The organism is Solemya velesiana gill symbiont (assembly GCF_002020805.1).
In the GTDB taxonomy this organism is placed as follows: Bacteria; Pseudomonadota; Gammaproteobacteria; order Chromatiales; family Chromatiaceae; genus Sedimenticola_A.
On sequence record NZ_MPRJ01000035.1, the window covers coordinates 1 to 21,793 of the forward strand.

Annotated in this window: 17 protein-coding genes and 1 pseudogene; 8 read left to right on the top strand and 10 right to left on the bottom strand. The window is 54.9% G+C overall.

The annotated features are described in order from the left end of the window. The first annotated feature begins 206 nt into the window (after window positions 1-206). From mltA to BOW53_RS06725, 3 genes are all read left to right on the top strand, one after another. Window positions 207-1,376 (top strand): murein transglycosylase A, encoded by a 1,170-nt coding sequence (gene mltA, locus BOW53_RS06715; protein ID WP_078486990.1) that lies wholly within the window; start codon window positions 207-209, stop codon window positions 1,374-1,376. 106 nt (window positions 1,377-1,482) lie between these two features. Then, window positions 1,483-2,307 carry a CheR family methyltransferase gene (locus BOW53_RS06720; RefSeq protein WP_078486991.1) on the top strand — a complete coding sequence of 275 codons (825 nt, stop codon included), beginning with the start codon at window positions 1,483-1,485 and terminating at the stop codon, window positions 2,305-2,307. A gap of 165 nt (window positions 2,308-2,472) precedes the next feature. Then, window positions 2,473-3,156, top strand: a complete 684-nt coding sequence (locus tag BOW53_RS06725) for an HAD family hydrolase (protein ID WP_172838804.1) — start codon at window positions 2,473-2,475, stop codon at window positions 3,154-3,156. An 18-nt stretch (window positions 3,157-3,174) separates the two neighbouring features. Here BOW53_RS06725 and BOW53_RS12775 read toward each other — a convergent pair whose 3' ends face one another. Further along, window positions 3,175-3,342, bottom strand: coding sequence for a hypothetical protein (locus BOW53_RS12775; RefSeq protein WP_172838805.1), 168 nt, complete (start codon window positions 3,340-3,342; stop codon window positions 3,175-3,177). A 196-nt stretch (window positions 3,343-3,538) separates the two neighbouring features. Here BOW53_RS12775 and BOW53_RS06730 point away from each other — a divergent pair, with 196 nt between their 5' ends. After that, complete coding sequence (locus BOW53_RS06730) at window positions 3,539-3,889, top strand: VanZ family protein (protein ID WP_281254032.1); 351 nt, start codon at window positions 3,539-3,541, stop codon at window positions 3,887-3,889. Here the strand turns inward: BOW53_RS06730 and galU are convergent. The 4 genes from galU to glgC all read right to left on the bottom strand — a co-directional run bounded on the left by galU (window position 3,882) and on the right by glgC (window position 9,363). Beyond that, window positions 3,882-4,757 carry a UTP--glucose-1-phosphate uridylyltransferase GalU gene (galU, locus tag BOW53_RS06735; protein WP_078486997.1) on the bottom strand — a complete coding sequence of 292 codons (876 nt, stop codon included), beginning with the start codon at window positions 4,755-4,757 and terminating at the stop codon, window positions 3,882-3,884. The genes BOW53_RS06730 and galU overlap by 8 nt on opposite strands. Window positions 4,758-4,885: 128 nt before the next feature. Then, complete coding sequence (malQ, locus tag BOW53_RS06740) at window positions 4,886-6,376, bottom strand: 4-alpha-glucanotransferase (RefSeq protein WP_078486999.1); 1,491 nt, start codon at window positions 6,374-6,376, stop codon at window positions 4,886-4,888. A gap of 22 nt (window positions 6,377-6,398) precedes the next feature. After that, window positions 6,399-8,099: a glycoside hydrolase family 57 protein gene (locus tag BOW53_RS06745; RefSeq protein WP_078487000.1), complete on the bottom strand. Its 1,701-nt coding sequence runs from the start codon at window positions 8,097-8,099 to the stop codon at window positions 6,399-6,401. Beyond that, window positions 8,089-9,363: a glucose-1-phosphate adenylyltransferase gene (gene glgC / locus BOW53_RS06750; RefSeq protein WP_078487002.1), complete on the bottom strand. Its 1,275-nt coding sequence runs from the start codon at window positions 9,361-9,363 to the stop codon at window positions 8,089-8,091. Before glgC ends, BOW53_RS06745 begins: the two co-directional genes overlap by 11 nt. A gap of 133 nt (window positions 9,364-9,496) precedes the next feature. Here glgC and glgB point away from each other — a divergent pair, with 133 nt between their 5' ends. Then, entirely contained in the window at window positions 9,497-11,668 is a 2,172-nt protein-coding gene (gene glgB / locus BOW53_RS06755; RefSeq protein WP_078487004.1) for a 1,4-alpha-glucan branching protein GlgB, read from the top strand. A gap of 102 nt (window positions 11,669-11,770) precedes the next feature. Here glgB and BOW53_RS06760 read toward each other — a convergent pair whose 3' ends face one another. The 3 genes and pseudogenes from BOW53_RS06760 to BOW53_RS13700 form a co-directional block, all read right to left on the bottom strand. Beyond that, a complete protein-coding gene (locus tag BOW53_RS06760; protein ID WP_078487006.1) occupies window positions 11,771-12,067 on the bottom strand; it encodes a hypothetical protein in 297 nt (98 codons plus the stop codon). A 179-nt stretch (window positions 12,068-12,246) separates the two neighbouring features. Beyond that, window positions 12,247-15,700 (bottom strand): annotated as a pseudogene (locus BOW53_RS06765) (PPi-type phosphoenolpyruvate carboxykinase family protein). A 238-nt stretch (window positions 15,701-15,938) separates the two neighbouring features. After that, complete coding sequence (locus tag BOW53_RS13700; protein ID WP_342748414.1) at window positions 15,939-16,136, bottom strand: YhjD/YihY/BrkB family envelope integrity protein; 198 nt, start codon at window positions 16,134-16,136, stop codon at window positions 15,939-15,941. On the opposite strand from BOW53_RS13700, the gene BOW53_RS13705 reads away from it, so the two are divergent. Beyond that, window positions 16,113-16,313: a hypothetical protein gene (locus tag BOW53_RS13705; RefSeq protein WP_342748416.1), complete on the top strand. Its 201-nt coding sequence runs from the start codon at window positions 16,113-16,115 to the stop codon at window positions 16,311-16,313. The genes BOW53_RS13700 and BOW53_RS13705 overlap by 24 nt on opposite strands. A 3-nt stretch (window positions 16,314-16,316) precedes the next feature. Here BOW53_RS13705 and BOW53_RS13710 read toward each other — a convergent pair whose 3' ends face one another. After that, window positions 16,317-16,814 (bottom strand): YihY/virulence factor BrkB family protein, encoded by a 498-nt coding sequence (locus BOW53_RS13710; protein WP_342748415.1) that lies wholly within the window; start codon window positions 16,812-16,814, stop codon window positions 16,317-16,319. Window positions 16,815-17,014: 200 nt separating this feature from the next. Here BOW53_RS13710 and BOW53_RS06775 point away from each other — a divergent pair, with 200 nt between their 5' ends. Continuing rightward, entirely contained in the window at window positions 17,015-18,343 is a 1,329-nt protein-coding gene (locus tag BOW53_RS06775; RefSeq protein ID WP_135607035.1) for a tetratricopeptide repeat protein, read from the top strand. A gap of 11 nt (window positions 18,344-18,354) precedes the next feature. Further along, window positions 18,355-19,194, top strand: a complete 840-nt coding sequence (locus BOW53_RS06780; protein ID WP_078487010.1) for a FecR family protein — start codon at window positions 18,355-18,357, stop codon at window positions 19,192-19,194. Window positions 19,195-19,369: 175 nt separating this feature from the next. Here the strand turns inward: BOW53_RS06780 and BOW53_RS06785 are convergent, their stop codons facing one another. Then, window positions 19,370-21,616, bottom strand: coding sequence for a CHASE2 domain-containing protein (locus BOW53_RS06785; protein ID WP_078487011.1), 2,247 nt, complete (start codon window positions 21,614-21,616; stop codon window positions 19,370-19,372). Between the last annotated feature and the right edge of the window lie 177 nt (window positions 21,617-21,793).

Consider the following 21,793-nt stretch of genomic DNA (forward strand, 5'->3'; position numbering starts at 1 on the left):
GCCCGGTGCTTTACGTAACGGTGCGCCGTTCAATGAGTTGCCCGAGAGCTTTAAAGCCCTACAACGCAAGCTGCTTAAGCGTCCCGGCGGTGACCGGGAAAACAATGGCCCTTGACCTGAAGAAGGTCAAGGGCCATTTTTTTGCATGCATTCAATCTACGCAGATAGAATCAACTTACACTCCACTACAAAATTCAGAGATTGATATGCGTCTTAATCCTTTATCAAACCTCTCGGCAGTATTATCGCTCTCAAAACTTTGTATCCTGGCAGTTATCATCGGACCATTATCGGGTTGTTCCATCTTCATCCCCAAGGAAGCCGGAATTGGGGAGAAAGTCGAATGGAACGATTTACCAGGCTGGCAGGCGGACAATCTCTCAAGTGCCTGGCCTGCCATGCTCTCTCAGTGCACCAAGTTGTCAAAGAAGATGTCCAACTGGGAGTTGATTTGCAACGAAGCTCAACAGTTGGCTGATCCATCTGACACTGCTGTTCGCACCTTCCTGCAAACGCATTTCCAGCCCCATGAAATCATCGGCATTGGTGGAAGCCCCGAAGGACTGATAACCGGTTATTACGAACCGAAACTTTATGGCAGTCTGCAGGCGGATAATCGCTACACTTTTCCCCTCTATGGTCGGCCTGATTCGTTGTTGATCGTGGATCTCGATGAGCAGTTTCCGGAGTTGAAGGGCAAGCGGGTTCGGGGGCGCTTGATTGGTAACCGGGTGGTGCCCTACTTTGACCGGGCAGCGATCGACGGAAACAATCTACCGCTGAAAGGTAATGAGATCATTTGGATCGACGATCCCCACGATGCCTTCTTTCTTCAGGTACAGGGCTCCGGGCGGGTTGAGCTGCCTGATGGTTCGACAGTACAGGTCGGCTATGCCGGTCAGAATGGACACCAGTATGCCTCTATCGGGAAACGGCTGATTGAATGGGGTGAACTGACGAAGGAAGAAGTGAGCCTGTTTACCATTCGACAGTGGCTGCGTGAGCATCCGGCACGAGCGCAGGAGCTGCTGAATGAGAACCCGAGCTATGTCTTTTTTATCTTGAAAGAGGATAACGGCGAAGGCCCGCGGGGATCCCTCAACGTGCCATTGACTGCAGAGCGCAGTGCGGCGGTGGATCGTTCACGCATACCCCTGGGCACGCCGATATGGCTCAGTACCACCCTGCCCCCAAAGAACGGTACTGACGGGAAGCAGGTACCCTATCAGCGGCTGCTGTTCGCCCAGGATACCGGCGGCGCTATCAACGGGCCAGTGAGAGCTGATGTGTTCTTCGGTAATGGTGAACGGGCTGAACGACTCGCGGGGACCATGAAGCAGCCAGGCAGGCTATATGCGTTGATGCTAAAACAATAAGTTTGCCAGTTACCAGGCTATGCAAAAGTGGAGCACGCCCATGAATAGCACTTTTTTCACTGGTAAGTGTAAACAAACCTCATACTTAGCGACCTAAAGCGATCCGATGCAAGACACAGAGTGCGTCAGTTTTCTGCAATGGGCCCTGCCGCAGTTGCAGATGCGCTGGCCCGGATTCCGCAAAGTGCGGAAACAGGTATGCAAGCGTTTGTCGCGCCGCCTGTCAGAACTGGATGTGGCGGATATTGAAGCATACAAACAGTACCTTGCCAGTCACCCGGATGAGTGGAAAAGACTCGATGGTATTTGTCGTGTTGTGGTCACCCGGTTTTATCGTGACAAGCTGTTCTTCTCGAAGCTGACTGACGATATCCTGCCGATGCTGGCGTCCAATGCACTCAAAGACGGAAGAAAAGAGTTGCGCATATGGAGCATTGGCAGCGCCTCGGGCGAAGAGGCCTATACCCTGGCGATCCTTTGGCAACGCCAACTTGCCACCCAATTCCCCGGGCTCCAGTTATCCATTCTTGGCACGGAGGTCGATCCCCATCTTCTGGAGCGTAGCCGAAAGGCATGCTACCCAGCCGGCACCGTAAAGAACCTGCCCCAGGAGTTGCGTCTCGCAGCCTTTACCCGGGAGGAGGAAGAATATTGCCTTAAACGGGCATACCAGCGCATGGTGGTATTCAAGGAGCAGGACATTCGCACCACCCTCCCCCACCAGGTTTACGACCTGATCCTCTGCCGCAACCTGGTCTTCACCTACTTCGTTGAACCGCAGCACAGAACCATCCTGAATCAACTACTGACACGATTGGTTCCTGACGGCTGGTTAACCGTTGGCGTGCGGGAAACACTCCCTGATGGGGTGACGGGACTGGACATGGTGTCGGAGCGGCTGGGATTATATCGACGATCCAGGAGCAGTTAGCTGGCGCGAGGAACGGCTTTCCTGTGGATTCCAGGTTTTTTCGGAATGACTGAATAATGGGGTTTTGAAGTCACCCCCTGCTGGATTCCGGCATTCGCCGGAATGACGATGAGATGAGGGGTCTTATCCAGCATGTTCCGGCATGACAAACCTGTTTGTTCTCCTATGCTCCACTATCCCAAAGCCATTTTCTTCGATCTGTTCGCGACCTTGATCAGTGTATCCAAGGCTGCAGACGGCCAGGGCCGTTATACGGCGGACATTCTCGGTATCGACCGCAAGCGGTGGAATGCTGCCTGTTTCACCGAGCATCACGAGATCTGCAAACCCACCAACCAGGGGGAGATCATCCAGAAGCTGGCTCACAGCATTGATCCAACCATCCCGATGTCGCTCATTGAAGCGGCGACGGAGGAGCGGCAGTGGCGATTCGATCATGCGCTGACCAACATCGAGCAGGAGATTCTGGATGTTCTGGATAATCTCAACACTGCCGGTATCCAGCTTGGGCTCATATCCAATGCGTCGACGGATGAGGTAAGAGCCTGGCTTGATTCTCCCCTTGAGCCACTCTTTGAAACGGCACTCTTCAGCTGTGAGTGCGGGTTGAAGAAACCGGATCCTGAAATCTACCAACTGGCCCTGGATAATGTGGCAGTAAGCCCCGAGCAGGCCCTGTTCGTGGGGGATGGCAGCAGCAAGGAGCACCTGGGTGCTGCCCGTTCAGGCATCAGGAGCCTGCTGGTGACCTATTTTCTCGAGGATTGCAGCGAGGATGAATTGGCAAGGCGCGGTGAGGGTTCCACGGGGACGATTTCACATATCCGGGAACTGACTGCTCATCTCTGATTTGTGGGACAAACCTGTCTACATGCGCACGGCCCAGAACAGGCCACCGCTGCCCAGCAGGATGACGGTCAGGACAAATACTGCACCGATTATGCTCAATCCCTGGTTCACCAAGGCCGAGAGGACGGCGTAAAGGAAGAACAGTACGGCAAACGTAATGCCCAGTGCGGCGAGTAGCTTTTTCATTTTGATTCCGGATTTTGACTGAAAAGCGATAAATACTGGAAGCAGAGTCTACCAAATTTCCAGTCATGCCCCCACTTCCACGATGATTGCCTGTACCGGGGAAGTTATAATCCTTCCCTGGAATTGACCATCACGGAGCTGAAAAATGGAATTACCGGGCACTCCCATGTTCTACAGGTTGGCCACTGTCGCTTGGATGGGAGTAATCACTCTTTTATCCCATCAGCCAGCGGAGTCAGACGTGATCGGTCTGTTGCCCCCGGAAATCACCAACCTGATGCATATCCCCGTTTACGCACTTCTGGCCCTCCTTGCATGGCTGGATATCAGGGGTGGGGATCGGCGCACTGCCAGTGCAGTGATTGGGACACTGGTATTTGTTCTGTTGTTTGCGCTGTTTGACGAGTGGCACCAGTCGTTTGTGCCCGGGCGTGACACATCCATCGGAGATATCTTCAACGACATGCTCGGGGCTTCAATTGCCCTGTGGGCTGCCGTTTATTTCAGGGTGCGTGCGGCTGAACCCCGCCCGGCGCGCATCACCTGATGAAACGCTCCCGCAGCCAGGCTTTGAACTCGTCTCCCAGGTGATCGTGTTTCAGGGCGTAGTCCACCGTAGCCTTGAGATAGCCAAGCTTACTGCCACAGTCATAGCGCTCGCCCTTGAATGCGTAGGCCATTACCTTCTCTTCCTGCATCAGGCGGGCGATACCGTCGGTTAGCTGGATCTCGCCACCAGCGCCCTTTCCGGTCTGGGCCAACTGGTTGAAGATCTCGGAGGTGAGGATATAACGCCCTACCACACCGCGGTTCGATGGCGCATCTTCGGGGGCGGGTTTCTCGACGATGCCTTTCACCTCGACAAGTTCACCATCCTCGTCTGTGTCCACGATACCGTAGCTTCCGGTCTCCTGGGGATCGACCAATTCCGTACCCAGAATACTGCTGCATGTATGGGAAAAAGCATCCACCATCTGGCTGAGACAGCCACAGTCTCCATCGTCGATCAGATCGTCCGCCAACACCACCGCAAAGGGTTCGTTGCCCACAACCGGCTCGGCACAGAGTACCGCATGGCCGAGGCCCAACGGCATGGCCTGGCGGATGAATACGCAGGAGACATGGGGCGGCACGATATTGCGCACGATCTCCAGCATCTTGTCCTTGCCGCGGCTCTCCAGCTCCTGTTCGAGCTCGTAGGCAGTATCAAAGTGGTTGGTAATGGAGCTCTTGTTGCGCCCCATGATAAACACCATCACCTCGATGCCCGCGTGAACCGCCTCTTCGACGGCATACTGGATCAGGGGTTTGTCCACTACCGGCAGCATCTCCTTGGGGCTTGCCTTGGTTGCAGGGAGGAACCGTGTACCCAGGCCTGCCACGGGAAATACTGCTTTTTTGACTGTTTTCATCATATGCTCTGCTATCCGTACTTTGCAATTTAATAAAAGCTAGTCTCCATATTTACCGTTCTCCGGTAAATACGGCAAATTTCGTATATGCAGGCCAAGCGCAATCTTCTAACTGGTTGGCCAGTGGATTGTCAGCCATCAAGACGGCTGTACATGCTCATCATTTTATGAAGCCGGCTGGCCAGGTCCTCTTCCACCATGGTCCAGTCGAAGCGCCATTCCCAGTTCCCCTCGGTGGTACCCGGCAGGTTCATCCGGTGTCGTTCACCGAGACTGAGCAGGTCCTGCATCGGAATCACGGCCAGGTTCGACCTGGAAGTCAGTGCCGCCCTGATCATCGGCCAAGGCATGGCCTCCCACGAGAAGCCCAGAAACTCATCCACGTACTGGCGCATTTCAGCGTCCAGGCTGTTATACCACCCCAGGGTCGTATCGTTGTCATGGGTGCCGGTATAGACCACGGAATTGGTCTCGTGTCGAAACGGGAGATAAGGGTTGTCAGCGTCGCCTGAGAAGGCAAACTGCAGGATCTTCATGCCGGGCAGCCCGAATTTTTTACGAAGGGCATCGACCTCCGGGGTGATGATTCCCAGGTCCTCCGCCACCAGGGGCAGTGGATCGTAAATCTCGTGCAGTTTCTCGAACAGTTCGTCACCTGGTGCCTTTACCCACTGGCCATTGATCGCATACTCCTCATGAGCAGGAATCTCCCAGTAGGCCTCGAATCCCCTGAAGTGATCGATGCGAACATCATCGAACAATTGCAGCTGGGTCTTCATGCGGCTGATCCAGAACGCGTAGCCGTCCCGGCTCATGCTGTCCCAGTTGTAGAGGGGGTTGCCCCAGCGCTGGCCCGTCTCAGAGAAGTAATCGGGCGGAACGCCTGCAACCACCGTTGGATGCCCGGTCTCATCCAAGAGGAACATGTCGCGGTGAGCCCACACCTCAGCACTGTCGTGAGCAATGAAGATGGGCATGTCGCCGAACAGCTTGATTCCCTTTTCGTTGGCATGGGCCTTCACTGCAAACCATTGGCTGAAGAAGGCGTACTGCTCGAAGCGGGTGTAGTCGATGCGCTTGGCATACTGCTGCCTCCCCTTCTCCAGGGCCTCGGGTTGCCTGTCCCGCAGCTCTGCCGGCCAGTCCCACCAGCAGGCGAAATCGAATGCCTCGTGCAGGGCGCGGTAGAGGGCGTAGTCTTCCAGCCAGCAATTCTGGTCTTCCACAAACTGCGTATAGGCCGCCCGTTGTGCTTCGTCCGCGTTTGCCTCGAAGCCTGCCCAGGCCAGTTCCAGGGCGTGCTGCTTAGCCTGGCCCGAGAGTTCCGGCTGCTCTAAAAGCGATGGATTCAGCCAACCCGCTTCAACCAGCGGCTCGACGGCAATCAGACGAGGATTCCCCGCATGCATGGAACTCGACTGGTAGGGGGAGCCGTCGGCCTGGGTAGGCCCGATGGGCAGCATCTGCCAGACCGTGAATCCGCTGGCCTGTATGAAATCTATAAAGCTGAAGGCCTCCGGCCCCAGGTCACCGATGACACCCCGCCCGGGAAGAGAGGTGATATGAAGAAGCACTCCGGCACTTCGTTGCTGCAAACTGGAGGCATATGCGTCTGATGTCATTCCCTGTTTCCTATCCTTCAAATCAGACGTTCTGTCTCATAACGCCACCAAGTGATGGATCACCACTACCTTTTGCAAACACGTGTTGCAGATATTCCGGCGGCTCTTCACCCAAGAGCTCATAGAGAAAGGTCAGCTGTTTACGAAACAAGCTTTCGAAGTCACTGACGGTATCCCCGGGATTGTAATCACCGAACCACCAGAACCAGTCGGAGCCCTCACAGGTTGCCATCTGGATCTCGGCCTGCTCCCGCTGTTTTTCATTCAGCCGATCGCTCTCCATCACCCGGTCGAATGCCCTTTTGGCATCCACCAGCATCTCCCAGCCGCGGTTTTTGTCGGGATCTCCGATCCAGGTGGAGAAGGTGCCGTAGACCCAGCTTCCGGCAACCACCTTGTCCAGCCTGTCAGACTGCTTCCCGCGCTTGGAGAGATAGTTGTTGAATGTGGTCAGTGCCAGGCGCGGATGCTCTGCCAACGCTTTATAGAGCGCCGTAAGGAAAAAGCAGCCGTTACGGGGGTAGTGTTCCCAGGCGTTCTCGCCATCCATGATGATGGAGACGATACGATCGCTCTTGCCTTCGGTGGCATCGGCAATGTTCTCCAGGTGCTGGATCAGGTTGCCCACCGCATCATCGGCGTGCCAGTCGGCATAGGTGAAGCCGATCAGGTCGGAGAGACCATCGTCGCGGAAGAAACAGTTGATCCCGTTATCCGTGGACCAATAGGGCTTGTGCAGCCAGTTGGGCTCCAGGTCACCGCCCTTGCTCGCGACCAGGCTGTTGTGCAGCACCTGCTGCCCGGTAGCGGCCCAGCGGAAGCCCTCCTCGTCCAGCAGTTCCAGGGTACGTTCGCTGACTGCACCCTCCGAGGGCCAGCAGCCCACGGGTTCGAAACCGAAGTGCTTGCGGAAAACCTCGATGCCCTTGCGAATGTGCCAACGCGCCCGCTCTTCACCGCTCGGGTATGCTTCAACGTTGGGCAGCTCGGCATCGGGCATTGCCTCGCGGGTTGAATTGATATCCAGCAGCAGGGGAACGATGGGGTGAGCATAGGGGGTAACCGAGAGTTCCACCCTGCCCTGCTGCGCCAACCTGCGATAGCGCGGAATGATGCCCCTGAGCAGATCGAGGATGGCCTGGACCAGAACACGACGGTCATCGCAACTGTAACCGTGACGCTTCTTCTCGAGGGACTTCACCCGCAGATCGTTGATCCGGGCATGCTCACCCATCCAGGCCAGGTGGTACCAGACCAGCAGATCCACCAGGTACTGGTCGTTGAGGTACATTGAGTTTTCTCTGTGCCCGTCGATCCAGCCGGCGATATCCACCAGTCGATGAAAAGTACGGAAGCGGTGGATCAGCTGCTTTTCGTTTGCCTTGCGACAGGCATGTATGAGGTCGCGGCGGGCAGCCTGGTCCATGGGCAGACCAGGGCCTGCAAGTGCGGCCAGAAGGGGATCCTTGATCAGCAGCCCTTTCTCCAGCCAATCGCTGATCTGCTGGACATAGTCATCGATCTGTTCCAGCAGTACCGGGGCGAAGTTCACCACGGCCCGCGCATCCGAATTGTTCTCCAGGTGCGCCACCATGTCGACGTAGTCCTTTATACCGTGCAAGTAAACCCAGGGCAGTTGGAAATCACTGTGATCGGCCCCCCGGTAATCGGGCTGGTGCATGTGCCAGCACAGCACCACCTTGAGACGACTCTTAACGGACATAGTGCAACACATGGCCCAACATCTCCGGGGTCACCAGCACAACGCCGCCTTTCGACAGATGGAAACGCTTGGCATCTGCCTCGGGATCTTCGCCGATAACGGTACCCTCGGGGATTTCACAGCCCCGGTCGATCACTGCCTTGGTGATACGGCAGTTACGACCAATATCCACCCCGGGCAGAATGACAGAGTCATTCACTTCGGTGTAAGAGTTGACCCGCACATTGGAAAAAAGAAGGGAGTTTCTCACCACGGCTCCTGAAATGATGCAACCACCGGAAACCATGGAGTCCACAGCCATGCCGCGCCGGTCATCGTCATCGAAGATGAACTTCGCCGGGGGCAGCTGCTCCTGGTAGGTCCAGATCGGCCAGCTTTCATCATACAAATTGAGTTCCGGGGTCACGCCGATCAGCTCCAGGTTGGCGGCCCAGAAGGCATCCACCGTACCCACGTCCCGCCAGTAGGCCTGTTTGCCGCTCTTGGGATCCTGGAACGCGTAGGCCATGACCCGGTACCGGTACCTGTCGATCACGTCCGGAATAATATCCTTGCCGAAGTCATGGCTCGAATTCGGGGTATCCGCATCCTTGATCAACTGTTCGAACAGGAAGGCGGTATTGAAAACATAGATTCCCATGGAAGCCAGGGCGGCATTCTCGTTGCCAGGCATCGGCTGGGGGTTCTCCGGTTTCTCGGCAAATTCGACAACCATGCCCTCGTCGTCAACCGACATCACGCCAAACTCCTTGGCCTTGTCCAGGTCGACCTCGATACAACCTACCGTCATATCGGCGCCACTCTCTACGTGGTGAGCGATCATGGTGCCGTAGTCCATTCTGTAGATATGATCCCCCGCCAGCACCAGGACATAGTCAGACTGATGATTACGGATGATATCCTGGTTCTGGTAGACCGCATCGGCTGTACCGGTATACCAGGTACTCTCGATGCGCTGCTGTGCGGGCAGTATCTCAACGAATTCACCAAACTCACCCCGCAGGAAGCTCCAGCCCCGCTGCAGGTGCAGGATCAAGGTGTGGGCCTTGTACTGGGTCAGTACCCCAACCTGGCGAATACCGGAGTTGATGCAGTTCGAGAGGGGAAAATCGATGATTCTGAATTTACCTCCGAAGGGTACGGCAGGTTTGGAACGCCACTTTGTAAGGTGCTTCAACCGGGACCCTCGCCCTCCCGCGAGAATCAACGCCAATGTCTTCTTGGTTAAACGGCTGACAAACCTGGGGTCTTGACCTGCACTCATGGACACTCCTTCAATACAACTGTCATCAACTCATCACTGAGCGTGTATGATGATATGCTAACATGCATATACGGTAATGCGGGATATTTGATCACAGTATAAATATCCTTTCTTACAGAACGCTGAAGGCAGTATGGATAGCTCAAAACTCGAAGAACCTCTCAAGCGCTTGGCGGATGCTAGGCACCACGATCCCTTTGAAGTCCTTGGCAGACATGTTCATGGCGACCACGCCATGATTCGCGCCTATCTGCCCCAGGCCCAGCAGGCCAGGATCGTCGGCCCCAATCTCCCGCTGGAGAGGATACCGGGCACTGATTTTTTCGAGTGGTTCGGCACACCTGACCAGGTTCCGGAGCGTTACCAGATTGCCTGGACAGACAACTATGGCCATGGATCGGCAAGATACGATCCCTACTGCTTTCCGCCCCAGCTGGACGAGTTCGATGTCCACCTCTTCGGCGAGGGACGACACTGGCACGCTTACCGGTTTCTCGGTGCTCATCAGCACAGCGTCGATGGTATCGAGGGTGTGCTCTTCGGAGTCTGGGCGCCAAATGCCGACAGGATCAGCGTGGTGGGGGATTTCAACGGCTGGGACGGGCGTGTTCACCCGATGCGCTCCCGTGGCGGCTCCGGGGTTTGGGAACTGTTCATACCCGGCATCGAGGCCGGGAGTTTCTACCGCTTCGAGATCCGCACCCGCAGCGGCGATGTGCTGATCAAAAACGACCCCTACGGCAACCAGTTCCAGATGCGGCCCGAGAATGCCGGCATCATCACTGCCCAGACCCAGCATCAATGGGGAGACGGACAGTGGATGGAGCGACGTGCCAATGCCGACTGGCAGCAGGAGCCCATGTCAATCTACGAGGTGCATCTCGGCTCCTGGCAGCGGGAAGAGAACGGCAATTTCCTCAACTACCGTGAGTTGGCCCATCGTCTTGGCGGCTACATAAAGGAACTGGGTTTCACCCACGTCGAGCTTCTGCCGATCACCGAGCACCCCTTCGATGGCTCCTGGGGTTACCAAACCACCGGCTACTACGCCCCCACCAGCCGCTTCGGCACACCGGATGATTTCCGCTATTTCGTGGACTACCTGCACCAGCAGGGCATTGGCGTGATACTGGACTGGGTTCCCGCACATTTCCCCAAGGATGATCACGCCCTCAGCCAGTTCGACGGCACCGCGCTCTACGAGCACGCGGACCCGAGGCGCGGCGAACACCGCGACTGGGGCACCCTGATCTTCAACTATGGTCGTGCCGAGGTTCAGAACTTCCTGCTGGCCAGCGCCGTTTACTGGCTCGAGGAGTTCCATCTCGACGGCCTGCGGGTAGACGCAGTAGCGTCCATGCTTTACCTGGATTACTCCCGGGAACCCGGCGACTGGATCCCCAACGAGCATGGCGGCCGGGAGAATCTCGAGGCCGTGGATTTCCTACGCCACCTCAACGAGGTAACCCACGAGCAGTTCCCGGGCACCCTGATGATGGCCGAAGAGTCCACCGCCTGGCCCCAGGTATCCCGCCCCACATGGCTGGGCGGCCTGGGTTTCAGCATGAAGTGGAACATGGGTTGGATGCACGACACCCTGGCCTACATGGAGAAGGACCCGATTCACCGCCATTACCACCACGACCAGCTCACTTTCGGCCTGATCTACGCCTTTACCGAGAACTTCGTGCTGCCCTTCTCCCACGACGAGGTTGTGCACGGCAAAGGCTCCCTGCTGGACAAAATGTCAGGGGATGACTGGCAGCGTTTCGGTTCCCTGCGCCTGCTTTACAGCTACATGCTCACCTACCCCGGCAAGAAACTGTTGTTCATGGGCAGCGAATTCGCCCAGGGCCGGGAGTGGAATGAGAATGACCAGCTGGACTGGTACTTGATAGATCGCCCCCAGCACCATGGGATGCGCGCCCTGGTCAGCGAGTTGAATCGTCTCTATCGCAAGACACCTGCACTGCACGAGATAGAGTTCACCGGCGAGGGTTTCGAGTGGATCGACTGTCACGATGCCAGCCAATCTACACTGAGCTATCAGCGAAAGGCGAAGGACGGCAGTTTTGTGGTGGTCATCCTGAACTTCACACCGATTCCCCGCGAGAATTACCGTATCGGTGTGCCTGCCGAGGGCCGCTATCGGGAGATCTTCAATTCTGACTCCAGCTACTACGGCGGCAGCAACATGGGTAATGCCGGGGCCGTGGAGAGTGAGCCTACCTCGTGGATGGGCCTGCCCCAATCCATTCAGCTCACACTGCCTCCGCTTGGCGCGCTGGTCCTGCAAAGAGATTAGCGATTTGACGGGTTTGGCTATCGTCCACCCACCCTAAACCGCTGTCATGACGCGAGCAAAAGCCGCCATCAGGCGGCTTTTGCTTTTAAGAATAATCGATTATTACTTATCAGTTGATGTATCTACAGGTACCTGGGCAATGGCATAGGGCGTGTAGAGCCTGTTGAGCGGGTTGGCATTGTAGTAGCTGTAGTACGGGTAGTAGCCATAGTGATAGGGGTGGTAGCCATACCAGGGGTTATAGAGACTCCGTCCCCATCCGCCGCCACCGAATCCAAACGAGAATCCGATGCCTCCCCATCCATCTCCGAAGCCCCACCAGGCGCCGGCGTTGGATGCGGGCAGAGCGACCAGTCCCGCAACGGTAAGTGCAGTGAGCAGTTTGCGCGCAGTTCTCATGAGACACCTCCTGTCAAAAAACGACGCTGTCTCCGGTGTACACTTATAACGCTAGTCTGCTTTTACCGATTTGATCTTGAGGCAGATCAATTTCATTAGGTTTTTCTAATATTCTTTGCTTATAACTTACGCGGTTTTTCTTATTTCGCGTTGCAACAAGACAAACCCAGCGTTCCGGTTTACACCTCGCTACGGGCTGGCCTCAGAGGGTCAGCGCCAATTGTGCCAACGAGTTCTCGCAGGTACTCGTCGCGGCGAATCCTCTCCAGTCTCGCTTCTGTCTGCTCCAGGTGCTCCCTGATCTTCATCTGCTCGGCCTCATCGGCATAGGCAGGTTTCTCAAGAAATGCATTGAGGTAACCGATATTGCGCTCGCAGCGAGAGATCTCTCTCGCCTGCCTGATCTACAGCCGCTCGCGATACCAGTCGGAGTTGAGGAGATAGTCGCGGGTGAACATGGCACGGATCTTCGGGTCGTGGACATCCATCCCCTCGTACTCCCCGGTCGCCATGATATGCAGCAGAGCCTTGAGGGGTGGACAGGCATCCTCCACGCTGCCGTCATCAAGGTACTGCTGAGCCACCCGCTGCTGGGCTTCAACAATGTTGTTTACACCATCGGCGAATACGGCCAGATCCTGCAGTTCGGGCTTCAGGACATCCTTGGTGAAAACGGCATTGGGGTTGTCGAAAATCTTACCCAGAAAACTGTGAACGAAACGGTAGGTAATGCGGTATCCCAGGCGGCTCGCAAGCACCCTTTCGCCGTCGAAATCGAAATCCTCCACCGGCTCGAGGTAGCCGTTCTCGATCATGTAGTTGGCATCCCGTTGCTCCTTGCTGAGGCGTGCCCAGACTTCGGGTACCAGCAGCGAGATGTCGTGATCGACCCGTACGTTGGGCCCGATAAAACCGGCGGAACTGGAGAAACCCGGGTGACCGGTGAGAATGTAGGAGACCAGGGCATTGTTCAGGTCGGCAGTGGTCCGCAACGAGTTGAAAGGCCCCTTGGTCAGCGCACCTTCACTGCCTGCACCCGTGGTGGAGGGTGACTTGCCGGTGAGGCTGCAGACGAAATCCATGAACAGTTCCGGCAGCTCCTGGTAGTGAATCGGGTTGTAGACCGCGAGGGGCCTGATACCCGGTTCAGGGGGATTGTTTCTGCGTCCGGTCAGCACCGCATCCACCGGATGACATAGCGTTTTGTCCAGCGGCAGCTTGCGGTGGAAACGGGCATCGATCTCCGAAACGTAGGCCTGCACCGGGTTGGACAGATCGAGCCGGGTCTGCAGGTAACGGGGGTTCACGCTCGGCTTGCCATCGATCATTCGCGGATGAGCCGATGAGACCACCTATCCCTTCTGCTCATCATAGGCACCCTGTAGCAGATCGCGCATGGGATCGGTAAAGAGGGTGAAGTTGAGCACATCCTCCACCACGTTGTTCAGTTGTTCACCCTTCAGCGGTTCGTAGTTGGCCACGAAGTTGCCGTACTGGGCCATATCCTTTTCGGTCTGCTTGTCGAAGCCGGGGTGAATGGCGTCGTCCGGACGCTGGAACAGGCGGAATTCGCAGTTCTTCACCAGCTTGACGCTGTGCTCCTTGCTCATGCCACCGGGACAACCGTCGACGCAGTTTGCGGGCACCACCACCGAGGTTCTGATGTCATCCTCCATCTGCACCTTGTCAGCGGCAATAAAGTCCTGGCGCACCTTGAACAGGCGCCACTTGGCATCCTCGTCAAAACCCATGCGGAGATAGGAGGCGATGATGCCACGATCAAACATCTTCAGTTCGTGACCCGCAGCACCGTCTATTTCGTCCACGGTAATGTACTTGCGCCAATCCTCACCCCAGGAAGGGCGGTAGAATCGCTTGATCACGAAGACGAGGGCTAGAATTCTTGGCGGTATGGTATCCATACCAGTCATTGTACGCGTGCGTATAGCTGGGTGACGGTGTCAGCAGCTTGATCACCGAACCCAGGCTGCGCTCTGTACTCAGGGGCTTACGGGTAGGATCCCGGTCGTCTCCTTCATAGCCCGGCTTGAAGCGGTCAGTGTAGTCGCGGTCGAAGATCTCCTGCACAAGATCCAGGTCCTCCTGCAGATCATCCACGAACAGCGGGCCGTAGATCACCGCATCGTTGATGGACTTCGAGATCTCCGATTTGCCACCGCCGGAAACGGTGCTGGGTTTATGGCAAAAGGTACCCACCAGGCGCCAGGAGTTGACGTGAGGATGCTTCTGCATCTCCACCTTGTAGCCATTGGGCTGAACGTAGATTTTGCCGGGCTGCAAACGGATGCGGCAGGTCTTGCCGTCGCGTTCCCAGGTAATGCTCTGCTCCTCAAGATCCATGCGCAGATCCTGGGAAACGTAGATCACTTCCGGATGCAGCTTGTCGATGCCGTGCCCTTCAGGCTGCAGTTCCATGAGATCGCCATAGCGTTCCACCACTTCCTGAAAACTGTAGCCCGGCTCCCTGGTGGCAGAGTCAACACCGAATTCGATACCGTGGTTACGCCGAAGAAATGCCAACGCGCCTCCGGAGTGCTCCTCCTCCGCAAGGCCAAACAGGTTGACTGAGAAACCAATCTGGGTCTTTACCTCTTTCTTGCAGCAGCCGTAATAGTTGTCAGCGATGAGGGTGACGATAACACCGCTCTCATCGCGGGCAGTTAACTTGAAGGCCTGACCGTCATTGTAGCGCTCAGCCTCGTCCTTCCAGCACATCCCCTCTTTGCGCTGGCGTTCATTGGCATCATCCCAGTGGGGTAACCCGATCTCCTTCTTGGTCAGGCGCGTGAGGTGGGGAGCAAGAATGACGCAGCCGGTAGTACCGGTCCAGTGCTCCACGTCGAGGCCGGCATCGAACTCGGGCAGGTAGGGATTACCGCCGTTTCCGAAAATGCTCTCGATAAAATCAAGATTGCTGACCAGGTTACCGGGAGCGAAGAAGCGGATCTCCATACTCTTCTCCCCCTCCTGGCCCGGGACTTCGGGACAGACTGTCGGACGCAACAACAGGGATACGAACATCTCCGCCTGTTGCTCCTGCGCCGAAGTAAAGGGCAGCCGTAACAACTCCCGGGGAGGATTCACGGCTTCCTTCAGCATCAAGGCAAAGCTATCACGCGGCACGGCCTTCTTGTCACCTGCAATGGGCAGTCCCCCCTCGGCCACGTGGAACGAACCCTTGGCGGTACGCCGGTCACTGGCGGGGTTGTGCAAAACGCCCTGCTTGATGCGATAGCTCTCGACAATATCAGAATGGAACTCGTCCTCGCCCAGGGGAAGAGAAAGTTCCCTTCCCACACCATGGCGGTGGAGTACAAAGGTCGTTGCCGGCAGGCGAGGTATTTCGATATCTGAAAGGCCTTCGAAATAACGCACCAGAAAGTCCTGGATACGTTGATCCGCGGGACAGAGATAGTCCGTCAACAGGCGATTTCTCTCCCGGTAGCTTTTCAGCAGATCATGTGCAGTAGTGAGAAACTTTTCATGTTCGCCGGCCACCGTGGGCCGGCCTGATGATGCGAGTTTCAGGTTGATGTAGAGCTGCAATTTCTTGCGCTCTTCTTCCTGGTCACCGGGTACTGTTTTCATCCCGAGGGAGCGTTCGAAGTCCATGACTTCTCCTTACCTGTGCATAGAGAGTGCAAACTCCGGCACAATGCCGAATATTCGCTGATCAGGTGTCTCTGTTTATTTTTTAATAACTTATCGCCGTGATAACCAACGACAGTGAGACACGCTTTTTTAATAATTAAGTGGAAAATCCTGCCCCATGGCTGGGTGGGATTCAAATCAAGTGAAAGTAATGAGGATATAAAGACAAGCTCTGCTTCAATGCACCAAAAAAGTGCCTTCAGGTTTCAAATCCCTGTTTACCTGAATGGCGCTCAAATTCAGCTATAACCTGCGCACCAAAAAGCAGAATCAATGATGCTGCCTCAAAACTGAGCAGAGCAACGATAGCCGTGGCAAAGGAGCCGTAGACAAGATTCACCTGCGACAGCGTCGAGAAATACCATACCAGTACATGTCGCGTGATCTCCCAGAGCACGCCCGCTACCAATCCGCCAATGAGAGCATGACGCTAGGTAATCGTGCCTACCGGCATGACCAGGTAGAGCGACGACAGCAGCACCAGGCCGAAGAACCCCAAGGCATAGAGCAGAACACCCGATGTCCCCGTAAGGTGAACACCGAACCCGAACAGCTCGACATACTGCCTGTCTAGTGCCTATAGCGCGCCACTGATAAATGTCACTAAAAGAATGCCCATGCCTACCAGAAGGATGAAGAGAAACGGAATCATCGCAGAGACCAGAAAATGGCGATGATGTACGGCCACACGGTGGTAGAAAATTACAGACATGGCATTTTCAAGAACCGTAAAGGCCAGTGTAGAGAAAAAAATCAATACCATGATTCCCACCCAGCCGATGATGCCGCGATTATCCAGAAATGCGGAAACCTGCACTGTTATGGTGTCCGCCTCTGACGGCACAATAAGATCCAGGTGGGTTCGAACTGCGGAAAGCAGCGCCTCCTCTTCCATGAAGTGGGACAATCCCACCAACAGAAGGGCAAAAAGTGGAACGATCGATAACAGTGCGTGATAGGCAACGGCACCGGACAGCAGAAACCCCTGGTTTCGCCGAAATGCAGCCAACACGCGAATGGAAAAGCGACCAAGACCCACTAGCGGATCAAGCATCTTTATCTTGTCACCAGACATATTTCCTGCCGATTCATATGCCTCTAAAGAAAACGATTCCCCTTATCTGTCTTTATTTTAGTCTCTGGATTAAAACTCGGTCGCAAATCACTGGAAATCTCTGTTATTCTCTGTTCATAAACCTAAATATATGAAGGTGCTGAACCGTTAAGTTGGGTGGATTTTTTTCACTGAAGAGCCGGTTTCTCGAGAGAATGCCCATGGATGCCATCAAGTACCCGTTAGACGCTTTTCTTAATCGCCTGATCATCAGTGCCATGTTGCTGGTACTGGGTACATCCACCACTTTCGCCGATTCAGCTTCCCTGGATCAACTCTCCGACCTCGTCAAGAATCACCAGGACACAGAGGCATATCAGCTAGCATCGGAACTGCGTGATGAATATGAAGGGGAACCCAAGTTCGACTTCTGGTATGGCGTTGCCTCCATCAACGCCGGCAAGATCAGCGAAGGCATTTTTACCCTTGAGCGCCTGCACCGGCTCTATCCCCGGGACGATGCTGTACGCATGCAACTCGGGCGCGCCTACTACCTCCTCGAGGAAGACGAACGCGCCCGCCATGAGTTCAAACAGGTCCTGAAACACGATCCGTCTGAATCAGTGCGACAAACTGCAGAACAGTTTCTAAAAGCCATCGATAATCGTGAAGGCCGTTATAGAGACAGTGGCCAGGCATGGATTCAGGGCGGGATTGGTTACGACAGCAACATCAACTCCGGGCCATCCTCGTCTGACCTGCCTTTCTGGTTTCCATCCTCCAGCGCGGAACAGTCAGACATTTTTGCATCTCTGGGTGTGGGCGGCAGTTACAGTCATCCGTTAAGCCCCACCTCTCAATTCAAGATAGGCGGCCACCTGAAGCACAGGGCCTATGAAGATGGCGACTTCGATAACACGGAAGGTTATCTACGCGCCGAGCTGGAGTTACGCAGTAATTCCCGTCTCTGGGATATATTCCTCAAGGGACAGAAGTTTTACGTGGACGGCGATGAAAACCGTGAACTGCTGGGAGGCGGCCTGGAGTGGCGCAATGAGCTAAGCAAGTCAACGGAAATTAATGCCTTTGTTCAGTTCGCAGATCTGAAATATCCCAGTTATACCGATAGAGATGCAGATCAGACTTCTTTCGGCATCGGCTTCGAACACGACTTCTCAGGACGCTGGTCGCCGCGCTTGTTCGCTACACTCTATATTGCAGAGGAAGATGCTGATAACATTCTTGCAGAAGATGTTGCAGAACGCGACATAACCGGTTTTCGTGCCGGTCTCCAGTTGGCAGTATCTTCGCGTTTGAATCTCTACGGCATACTTTCTGCAGAAACCAGCCGTTATGGCGATGAGCTCTTTCCATACGGTGTTCGCCGTGATGACAGTTATTACTCCCTGCAACTCGGAGGCAGCTGGTATATCGATGAAAACTGGAGTATCCAGGCGGAACTCAGGCCATCATGGAATGATTCGAATATCGATGAAAAAGAGTTCGAGAGAACCGAAGCAAGCATGCAGGTTCGCTACGACTTCAGGTAGGAGACGACAGGATGCTACATGCTAACCCGCTCGGAACAATCATTGCCGTAGGCAAAGCAGTAATCGGTGCATCGGCGATCATCGGATTGCTCTGGAGCCCGACAGCCTGGTCGGCCACAGAGAAAATTGGCCGGGTACTGACCAGCATGGGAGACTTTACCGCGGTACAACAGAATAGCAACGTGCGAAAGCTCAAGCGCCGTTCTCCCGTTTATCAGCAGGACACCCTGACGACGGGAGAAAAGTCCTACGGGCAGGTGCGCTTCAGTGACGGCAGTCTGTTTGAGCTCCAGGCTAACAGTCGATTCGTGGTTGAGGAGTTTCGTTTCGATAAAAACAAACCTGGAGAGGATTCCGCCGCCTTCAACCTGATCAAAGGCGCCATGCGCAGTGTCACAGGCGCTATCGCCAAAGAGAATTACAAGGTAAAAACCGCCGTCGCCACCATTGGCCTGAGAGGCACCCACTGGGGACTGCGACTGTGCGAAAACGGTGAATGCAAGGACAAGGACAAGGACGGCAATCCCCTTCCGGATGGCCTTTATGGCGGTGTCATCGACGGCGCGGTAATCGTCAAGACCAATGCGGGTGATGTCGTTTTCGAGGCCGGCATGTTTTTCCATGTGTCAGGCCCGAACGCGCTACCTGAACTCCTTCCTGGCCCTCCAGGCATCATCTTTGGGGGCAGAACAACGGATACTGGAACCGAGGGCAGTGAATTCGGCTTTTACAGCGATGCCCCGCTCCCGGAGATACCCTGGGAGGGACCTGGCGTGGAACCCGATTATCGTTCTACTGACCAAGAAAGGGGTTACTTTATGGATGAATTCCTGATGGATGATCTCAGGTAAAGCCTAATCCATAAGTCTCTTTGGTTCTTTGGATATAAACACTGGACCAGGCATTTGCTTTCAGCCTGATAATCAACTGCACAACCAGCCTGGGCAGATCCAGCTCAATGAATCAGATAGAGGGCATGCAGTCCCTCATACCACGTATGTTGTTCTGAATATTCAATTGGTGCGCTTATTTCGATGTATGCACGAAGACACCATCCCACTCTTCCGGAAGATCATCCACTGATGTCTTGCTCATGCGATCAAGATATACTTGGTAGATCTTTTCATCGGGTTTGTCTGATGCAAGCGCTTTGAAAAGGGCCTTGGCGGTCGTCCAGTCACGTGAAAAATAACACTCCAGCGCTTTCTCATACCGCTGCAGCTCTTCCAATATCCCGGGTGTGGCTTCTGGCGGGCGGCAAACAGGCTCATAAAGCATCACTGCCTCCAGCTTTCCCTTCACCCGTACACGATCGATTTGCCGAAACAGAAACCCACCCTGTCCTTTTCGGCTATCTTCACCCACCATCACAGATGTACCGTAATACCGGGTCAATGCCTCGATACGCGAGCCAAGGTTCACAGCATCTCCCAACACCGTGTAGGCCTTCCGATAACTCGAACCCATATTGCCTACATTCATAACACCGGTATTCACTCCGATACCAACGTCAAACGACGGCAGACCTTCCGTTTCCAGTTTCGGTTTGAGCGCTCTTAACCCCTCCTGCATTGCAAGTGCAGTCTCGATGGCGTGATAGGCGTGATCATCATCTTTCAATGGCGCACCCCAAAACGCCATCACCATGTCACCAACGTACTTATCCACAGTCCCCTGCCAATTGAAGATGATCTCCGTCATAGCTGTCAGGTAGATATTCAGCAGGCGGGTAAGTTGTTGCGGAGTGAGCGTCTCGGAAATATTGGTAAAACTGCAGAGATCGGCAAACAGCACTGTCATCTCGCGCCGGTCACCCTCAAACCCGAAATCCTCCAGGCTGCGATCCATCCGTTCCACCAGGGATTGGGGCACATATTGTCCAAACATGTCCTTGAGGCGGTGTCGACCCAGGGTTTCTGTCACGAATCCCAAAAAGAGATTGAACACCATCAGCAGTGCAATCATCATGAGGGGCGTGGTTACGGCAACCAGCAGATGCTGTTCAGACCAGACCCAGAAATTGAACCAAGCCAACGCAGAAACAGACAACAGGCTGACAGCAAATATCCAAATCACGCTCAAGTAAGGCAATGCCACGGAAAGTACGATGCCCAACACCACGATGATGGAGAAATTGACACCCTCTGACCATTTGGGTGCGTAAGGATAGCTCAATCCTTTATTGATGTCACCATAATCGAGCATACCGGCGATGACATTGGCGTGAACCTCCACGCCGGGCAGGAATGGATGGACCGGTGTGCTTCGCAGGTCAAACAGGCCCTTGGCACTGGAACCAATGAGGGCAATCCTGTTTTGCAGCAATGCAGAATCAACCTCTCCATTGAGCACATCTGTTGCCGAGATATAGTTGTAGTTCTCGCCGGGGGAACGGTATGGGACAAGCACCCTGCCCTGCTCATCAGTTGGGATAGCCAGCGTACCCGGCAGAAGTATACGTTCGATGACGGGGGTCTCGTCAATCATCTCAGACTCAAGTGCAATCTTGTCCACCAGCAGGTAGACGCGCACCGCCTCCAGGGCCAGTGACGGATAAACCTTACCCTGGTTGCGCATAACCAGGTTATAACGCCGGATCTGCCCGTCCGGATCAGGAGCGACATTGAAAAAACCGGCAAATGCGGCGGCTTCTGTCAGCCGGGGAATATTGGCCGTATAACTCTCTAATTCAGCTAATTCGAGGCCATCAGCCTGCTCCGGTGCCTGTAACATCAGGGACTGTCCCAACTTGCCTTTCGCTGCAATGCCATCCCTGAAGAGATGCCCCAACACGATATCGTGTTCACCGAGGATTGAAGACAGCTTGAGATCACCGTCAAGGCTTGTTGCCATGCGCTCCAGTTCACTTACCAGTACAGGCGTTACCGGGGAGCCAGGATCGAGCTTGTCCCTCACGACGAGAGCAGGATTGAGTTCGGGTTCGGAAAATACCGCATCGATACTGGTAACCACCACCCCCTGTTGGTGCAATTGCTGCAGCAGTGCAGCGATTTTCTCCCTGGGCCAGGGCCAGCGACCCTCCCGACTCAAGGAGTGCTCATCGATATCGATAATAACCACGTGCGGATGAGGTGTACAATCACCGAATGGTATGAGTTCTAGACGCAGATCATAGGCAATAGTCTCAAGGCGGTCTCTTATGCTGCGAACCAGGGGATCATCCACCTGCAACCAAATGGTGCAGAAGGCAACGATGATTAAGCCACCGATTATTCCGATGAGCTTACGGCGTCTCGGAATAGACAAAATCATCTCATGCCCCTCTCTCTTCCTGTCTACTGGATGTCAAGTCAACGTGAATGTTTCCAACAATAAACTGAATCTCTTAAGCGGCGGTTTCAAGTAATAACTGCAATTCAATTACGCAGCAAGCAAATCCACTTGCCGCCCCATAAATAATTCATTCGGTGATCGATAGCCTCTTGTGGC